7 protein-coding genes and 1 pseudogene are annotated in these 7,475 nt (G+C 38.6%); 3 read left to right on the top strand and 5 right to left on the bottom strand.

From position 1 onward, the window contains the following. Window positions 1-202 (top strand): annotated as a pseudogene (locus GH754_RS15180) (IS256 family transposase); the annotation flags it as partial. A gap of 178 nt (window positions 203-380) precedes the next feature. On the opposite strand, the gene GH754_RS20120 reads toward GH754_RS15180, so the two are convergent. The 5 genes from GH754_RS20120 to GH754_RS15155 form a co-directional block, all read right to left on the bottom strand. After that, window positions 381-578, bottom strand: a complete 198-nt coding sequence (locus GH754_RS20120; protein WP_407690676.1) for a DnaD domain-containing protein — start codon at window positions 576-578, stop codon at window positions 381-383. 146 nt (window positions 579-724) lie between these two features. Then, window positions 725-1,024 carry a helix-turn-helix domain-containing protein gene (locus tag GH754_RS15170; RefSeq protein WP_153729531.1) on the bottom strand — a complete coding sequence of 100 codons (300 nt, stop codon included), beginning with the start codon at window positions 1,022-1,024 and terminating at the stop codon, window positions 725-727. Between the two features lie 30 nt (window positions 1,025-1,054). Continuing rightward, window positions 1,055-1,558 (bottom strand): competence protein ComK, encoded by a 504-nt coding sequence (locus GH754_RS15165; protein ID WP_153729530.1) that lies wholly within the window; start codon window positions 1,556-1,558, stop codon window positions 1,055-1,057. 56 nt (window positions 1,559-1,614) lie between these two features. Next, window positions 1,615-2,064 carry a helix-turn-helix domain-containing protein gene (locus GH754_RS15160; protein ID WP_153729529.1) on the bottom strand — a complete coding sequence of 150 codons (450 nt, stop codon included), beginning with the start codon at window positions 2,062-2,064 and terminating at the stop codon, window positions 1,615-1,617. Between the two features lie 139 nt (window positions 2,065-2,203). After that, window positions 2,204-2,704: a sigma-70 family RNA polymerase sigma factor gene (locus tag GH754_RS15155; protein WP_153729528.1), complete on the bottom strand. Its 501-nt coding sequence runs from the start codon at window positions 2,702-2,704 to the stop codon at window positions 2,204-2,206. A 513-nt stretch (window positions 2,705-3,217) separates the two neighbouring features. Between GH754_RS15155 and GH754_RS15150 the strand changes: the two genes are divergently transcribed. Together GH754_RS15150 and GH754_RS15145 are read left to right on the top strand one after the other, a co-directional pair. Then, the gene (locus GH754_RS15150; RefSeq protein ID WP_153729527.1) at window positions 3,218-5,251 is read left to right on the top strand and encodes a PAS domain S-box protein; all 2,034 of its coding nucleotides are present in this window, start codon (window positions 3,218-3,220) and stop codon (window positions 5,249-5,251) included. Between the two features lie 14 nt (window positions 5,252-5,265). Then, on the top strand, window positions 5,266-7,314 hold the full coding sequence (locus GH754_RS15145) for a sensor domain-containing protein (RefSeq protein ID WP_153729526.1): 2,049 nt from the start codon (window positions 5,266-5,268) through the stop codon (window positions 7,312-7,314). Window positions 7,315-7,475: the final 161 nt, after the last annotated feature.

Genomic DNA, 7,475 nt, shown 5'->3' with positions numbered 1-7,475 from the left:
GAAAGCATACACTCCAGTTTCCGCAAGGTAACAAAAAAAGGAGCATTCCCTGACGAGAACGCTCTCTTAAAAGTTCTATTCTTACGTGTAAAAGAATTAGAGACCAAATGGGAAGGTGGACACATACAGAATTGGTCCTTTAGCTATGAACCAGTTATTAGTTGATGATCGATTAAAGGATCGAGTTCTGAAATATATCTGAACTTACACACTTTACTTGACAAGCCCTATCCTCCCCAATAACTCAGCAATTTCCCTCTTCTCAATTTCTATGTCCTGATCTTGCTTCTCGATGTTTGAGAGTTTAATTATTCCATCACCAAACCACTCAGGAAGCACCTCTTGTTTCCCACCAGTGCTACGAAAACGCTTTTGTTTCTTTATTTTAAAATTATACTCAACCCTGACAGTTTCAATACAATTATAATCCCCTTATTAACCCAATCCCTCAAAATCCCCCTCACATACCCCCAACTCACCTTATTCCGATCCAAAGCCCTTTTCATAGCCTCAATCACCAACTCATCCCCAACCTTTGTAATCCAGTTGATGAGCTCTTCCCTCATGTAAGGTTTTATTTCCCCAAAATTCTACACAAAAAATACAACCCCAGGTGTGCGTGCTTCTGTATTATGGTTTTGTTTATTTTCTTTTTCCGTTTCTTTTAATAATGGGTCCATACTTTGGTTCATATTATGGTTCACACTCTCGTTTACATTGTCATTTATATGGACCACAGGCTAACCATTTGATATTCGGCAGCTTGATTGCCACCTCGGGAATGATAGTGAATAAATCCTTTGGTTTGTAGTTCGTCTCTTGCCCGTTTGATTGTACTTTCCGACACACCTGTTTTCGTCTTAAGTATACTGACAGCTACGGTGAATGATGGCTTCCATCTCGTTTGATTGTTAATGTGCATTAAGGTGTGCCAAAGAAGTGAAGCTGACGCTGACGCTGACGGAGATAAGGGATTCGTTTGGGTGATAATATAGAAGGCATTGATTTCTTTAATATAATTCATTGATAACTTCCTCTCGGGGGTTAATTTTGTTTAATACATTTGTTTAGTAAATAGCGAGTCCAGGAAAGACCTATGCTGCAGAATACAGATAGCCGTTCGCTGCATTTGTTTTTCTAATAAATAATAGGATTCGCGCATGGAAAGTTGATGCTCATTTTTGAAAATGATTATCGATTTTACAGATGGTTTAGATGGGGAGCGATTTGTCTTAATAGACTGCACATGGTTGTAGAAGATCCATTGACACTGGAAGTCGCTTGGAGAGTGAGTCGGGAAGGCGTAAATGTCGCGGCTGGGTAAGATAGGGATAGGCACTTTATTGAAAAATGAGGTCTGATAAATCACAGCTTCACGTCTGCCATTAAAGGATGATCCAGCCTCGAGGCATGCTTTTTTTATGAGCTGGAGGGGCGTTTTCCTTACATACAGCTTTTGGTCTTGCACGAGCACGATGGTGTCATACTCGTGATGGGTGGCAGGCAGTAAGGCAAGGGTGGATTCGTTGATGAAGTAGTCGTTTAAGATTTTTTTCAAATGTGGACACTCCTCTTGGGGTTATCAATGGGGAGAATGGGGGAGAGGGAGGAGGCTTATTCGATTTTCCGTTTGATCTCATCTAGTAATTCCCATGGGATGTGGATGTGATTTGATAGATTAACCAGTATTTTAAGTGAAGGAAGACTTTTGCCATTCTCAATTCTACTGAGGTAACTATCGTCTACACTAGCTAGTTGTGACAGCTGCTTGAGGTTATAACCCTTTTCGTATCGTTTTCCACGGAGATAGTTTCCGAGAGCCTTCTTTATATTGTCATCCTTTGTTAGGGAATCGACGAACTCCCAGGGGATATGTAATGGTTGGGAAAGCTTTATGAGGGTCTGGACAGTAGGAAGCTTCTCCCCACGTTCCATTTCAGCGAGATAATCTTCATTAAGCTCTGCCAGATAGGCGATTTCCACTCTAGAATGGTCACCTGAAACATGCAATCTCTTTCTACGAAGATATCTACCAACAATGATTTTTAAGTCCTTATCTTCCAAGATAATCTCCCTTTTTTCCTAATTATCCGAATGGAGACAAAGACTGGGAACGGTCTATCAGTCAATTAATTCCATTATTTGGTAAATGACGTGAAAAAATTTTGCATAATAGAAAAAGGAGCGACATTTGCGTCGCTCCTTAATCATTTATTAGTAGTTTTTTAATTTTCCCTTTCGCCCGCCGCCCCCAGTTTTTCACGGCATCCTTCGTAACCTGCTCTTTATTCGCAATCTTTTTAATCGTTAAATCCTCAAAAATAAACAGCGTAAACCACTTCATTTCATTATCCGTAAGCACTTCTTTGATCTGGTCGTACAGGTATGGATCAAAGCCCATCTCAAGCGTCGCTGACACCTGGCTCATGTCGATTGTTTGATGCGCCCGGTACACTTCATCCTTTTCCTTCTGATGATTCCGCGCCCGAATCAGGCTGAGCAAAGCCTTTTGAATCAAAAAGTACGCATAGCTCGAGAACTTCCCTTGTTTTTCCTCATACGTCTCATAAGCCCTCCAAAGCGCAAACAACCCTTCCTGATAAAACTCCCCCTGTGGATCACGAATCCCATACTTTTGAATGAGATGATAGATGATCCGTTCATGGTCGTTGATGACCTCTTGAAAATCACTGGTTTCTACCACAATAGCCTCTTTCTATAAAGGCGCCTTTATTTGGTTTTCCGCGGTAGGGTTAGTTTAAGGGAGAATTTGGAGGGCGTCATGGAGGGGAATGTGAAGTTTGAGGGGTGAAACTTGGAGTTTAGGGGTGGGGATTGGAAGTATCAGACTTGAAATTCTAGGTTTGGGTGCTTATTCATGAAGTATTTTGCTATTTTGATAGGTTTCAGCTCTTGCAGTTTAAGCGGTGATCAACACACATGTGGAATTATTGTTAAATTTTGTCGAAATCACTTGGAATTTCTGTTTTTGTGGTATAATTGTACTACATACAAAGTATCAGTTTTTGGTGAAAGCAAACTTATCGAAGAAGAACTCTCCGAAATGATAAAGTCAGGTGAAAAGTCTTAAATTGATAAGAATATGACAACTTAAAAATATGATACAAATAAGAAGGCCACTCACTCGGAGTGGCCTTCTTAAAAAGCGATTATTATATACAGTGGTGTAATAAACTGGAAGGAGATAATGACGAGGATGAAGCGCTTTTTAGATAGTGTTGGTCGGGATATTAGTGTATTCACAGACATTTTTGACTCGATAAACGATCTAGTGTTTTTGATGGAGGTAGATGGGGATTCTTTTCGCTATGTCTATGTTAATAAAACAGCGGCAAGGGTTTTAAATATAGATGAAATTGTAGGTAGGGTGATCGAGGATGTTGTTCCAAAGAAGCTCAGCGAAATATTAATTCCAGAGTACAAGAAAGTTATAGATAGACAAGAATCGGCGGAATTTGAAACGCACAATGGAACATTTATAGGAGAAACCTCTCTTAATCCTATTTTAACGAAGGATGGATATGCTAGATATGTATTGGCGATAGTTAGAGACGTTACGGATCGCCGACGCAAAGAAATGGAATTAAAAGAAACAAAAAGAAAATTAATCGAGAGTGAGCAAAGATACAAGTCGCTGTTTGACAACCATCCTGATGCCATAATTTCTCTCGATTTAAAGGGAGATTACATGAGTGGCAACAAGACTAGAGAGGAAATGACTGGTTATTCCATGGAAGAGTTGTTAGGCAAATCTTTTGTCGGTTTTGTTGAACCTGAAGATTTAGAAAAAACCCTTAATCATTTTAATAAGACAATCATCAATAAGGAAGCACAACGATATGAAATTAGATTAAAACATAAAATGGGTCACCGAATTGATGTGTCTGTTATGTGTATTCCCATCATAGTGGACGAACAGGTGGTCGTTATACACGAGGTGGCTAAAGATATAACCCAACAGAAACGTGATCAAGAGCAGTTAATTGAAACAAAAGAAGAACTAGAAATGTTTTGGAATTATTCCGTTGATCCCATATTCTTATTCTCGAACGGTAAAATATTAAAGGTTAATCCTGCATTTGAAAAATTACTTGGGTATACCGAAAATGAAGTTGTCGAGAACGATCACTTAATCATCCCATCAGATATGAAGTCTGAACTTATGTTTATTGAAAGTAAAATCCTTGAGGGTAAACCAATCGTGAATTATGAAACGAAAAGAACTACAAAGAGTGGTGAACAATTAGATATTATTGCTTCTTATACACCAGTAAGAGATGAAAAGGGTCAAATTGTTGGGGCCACTGCATTTTTTAAAAATGTAACCGACCGTATAAAAGCAGAACGAAAATTACAAAAGAGTGAAGAGAAGTTTCGGTTAATAACGGAGAATGTTTTTGATATTGTTAAGTTGATTAATCCGTCTGGAATGGTAGAGTATGTATCCCCATCCAATGAGAAATTGCTTGGCTTCCATCACTCAGAATATGTTGGACAACCATTTACCACACATATTCATCCAGAAGATAAACCAGTACTTGAGAAGGAGTTTAAAGATCTAGTGAAAGAAAATAAACCAACCTCAATCGAGTATCGGACGCTTCATGAAGAAGGTCACTGGGTTTGGTTGGAAGCAACAACAACTGCCATTGTGGAGGATGGAGAAGTCAAACAATTTGTTACCATTGCACGTGACATTACCGATCGAAAAAAATTTCAAGGTGAACTAGCAAAAATGGCTTTTTATGATTTCTTAACCGGATTACCAAACCGACGTACATTTGATGACAAATTAGATATGGCCATTCATCAAGCCAATCGATCTCAAAAGAAGGTTGCCGTTATGATGTTAGATGGGCGTGATTTTAAACAAGTTAATGATACCTTTGGTCACGATGCTGGGGATGCTGTCATCAAAGAACTAGCGAATCGAATAAAAAGTTGCCTGCGTCCAACCGACACAGTTGCACGGTTTGGTGGGGATGAAATGGCCGTTATCATACCTGAAATTGACTCCATTGACATTGTAGAAGAAGTAGCAGATCGAATCATCAAATCTCTTGATCGGCCGTTATATTACAAGAACCACGAAATAAAGCTAGGGGCTGGGATTGGTATTTCAATTTATCCTGACCACTCCATCCATAAAAATCATCTGATAAAATACGCAGACACAGCCTTATATGAGGCCAAAGAATTAGATCATAGCCATTATAGGTTTTATAAGTAGGAGTTGAAAAAAGTATGAAAAAGTTGGAAAAGAATCCACAGCTGTACCGATCACTATTTAAATATAGCCCAGATGGCATTTGTTCCTTAGATCGTAATGGTGTTCTAATTGATATTAATCCGGTTCTGAGAAGCATTTTAGGTTACTCCAAAGAAGAACTTACCAGAATGACTTATCATACTTTAATAGATTCTCAGTATATCGATTTGGCGAACGAAAGGTTTAATTTGGTTTTGGACGGAAATATTCAATATTTCGAGACAGTTTGTATTCGTAAAAACGGGGATAAAATTCCTCTGCATATCACAAGTATCCCAATTGTTGTAGACGGGGATATTTCTGGCGTTTACGTTATTGCAAAAGATCTATCCAAAGAAAAAGAAGCATACCGTTTACTTGAAGAAAATGAAGAGAAATACCGTTCATTGTTCGAACATAATCTAGATGCTGTAGTTGAACTAGATTTAGATGGATATTATAAGGATGGAAACAAAAAGGCAGAAGAACTTACGGGCTTTTCTAAATCTGAACTACTTAACATGCCTTTTTCTTCTCTTATAACCAAAGACACAGAAAAGGCTCATGATGACTTCGAAAAGATTAAAAGTGGATCCTCTATTCGCGTGGAGCAGATCATGACGGATAAGAACGGAAATGTTTTTGATTTAGATGTGAGTGCTGTTCCAATCAGAAAACATGGGGAAATAGCAGGTGCTTTCTCGATTGCTAGAGATGTCACAGAGATCAAACAGAGCCGCAAGAGGATCAATGAGTTAGCATATACAGATCAAATCACTGGTCTTCCAAACCGTAATTGGTTTTATACGGAAATAACAAACGTAATAACGAATACACCAAAACAAATGTTGGCCATTCTGACTATTGATGTCGATAATTTTAAGGAAATTAATGACCTGTTTGGACACCAAATAGGAGATCAGGCTCTCAGTCTGATTTCAAGTCGTCTTAAAAAGTGTGTGCGGAGTAAGGATTCCATTTCCAGGGTTGGCGGAGATGAGTTTATCGTCATTACTCAGAATGTAAAAGAAGAGGAAATTACTCAGCTTGCAAAACAGTTTATTAATAAAATGAACCAGCCAGTACTTCTACAAGAACATGAAGTGGTCGTTACAATTAGTATTGGAATTAGTTTGATGGACACAGCTGATAGTAGCGTTGATGACCTAATTAGGCAATCGAATCAAGCCATGCTGTTAGCCAAAAAGATAGGAAAGAACAACTATCAGTTCTACACAAAGGAATTACATAAAAAGATCACACGCAAACAACAAATTGAATGGGCTCTACGTGATGCCATCGAACAGGATGAGCTCTCACTCGTCTATCAACCACAAGTGGACGTAGTTACTGATAATATTACTGGAATGGAAGCCCTGCTTCGGTGGAATCCAGCTTTTGGTGCTGTAACTCCTGATGAATTTATTCCTATTGCTGAAGAGACGGGATTGATTCTTTCAATTGGGGAATGGGTATTAAGAGAGGCGTGCCGTCAAATCAAAAAGTGGGAGAAACAAGAACTCCCGAAAGTAAGGGTTTCTGTGAATGTTTCGGCAAGGCAATTCAAAGATAAACATTTCCCATCGAAAGTAAGGGCAATTGTCGAAGAAGAAAAGGTTCAGCCAAGTGACCTTGAAATAGAGATTACAGAAAGTGTAATGTTAGATGTAGAGGGAGCGTCACAGCTGATCCAAGAGTTGAAGGAATTGGGCGTGAAAGTTGCAATCGACGATTTTGGCACGGGGTATTCATCCTTGAACGTCATGAAAAGTGTTGAAATTGATACTTTGAAAATTGATAAATCGATGATTAATGATGTTTCAGAGAATGATCGTATGATGTGTCTGTTGATTGCGATTATTAGGTTAGGGAAAGATCTTAATACTCAAGTCATTATTGAAGGCGTGGAAACAAGGGAGCAAAAAGAACTTTTGAAAGAGTATCAGGTCATCGCACAAGGTTATTTCTATAGCCGTCCACTTCCAGCAGGTCGGTTACAACAGGTTTGGGAGAAACATGGGATAAGTGCTTGGCGTAACTTGTGAATGATTTACATAGCTTGCTGAAGAATTTCTTATTCATAATTATTCTCTGTAACTTTTATTACTGGAAACCAAATAGATACTGAACATTAATAGAGTTGTAATTGTATAACAAGTAATAGGCTGTTTCAGGGGTAACTGAAACAACCTATTATATGACGTAG

This window comes from Salinibacillus xinjiangensis, assembly GCF_009649735.1.
Taxonomy (GTDB): domain Bacteria; phylum Bacillota; class Bacilli; order Bacillales; family Alkalibacillaceae; genus Salinibacillus; species Salinibacillus xinjiangensis.
This window is presented reverse-complemented; position numbering and strand designations above follow the sequence as displayed.

What these genes read in the sequence shown, in the direction of transcription:
- GH754_RS15170 (WP_153729531.1), bottom strand. Translation starts at nt 1,024, where the DNA reads ATGAATTATATTAAAGAAATCAATGCCTTCTATATTATCACCCAAACG.
- GH754_RS15150 (WP_153729527.1), top strand. Translation starts at nt 3,218, where the DNA reads ATGAAGCGCTTTTTAGATAGTGTTGGTCGGGATATTAGTGTATTCACA.
- GH754_RS15145 (WP_153729526.1), top strand. Translation starts at nt 5,266, where the DNA reads ATGAAAAAGTTGGAAAAGAATCCACAGCTGTACCGATCACTATTTAAA.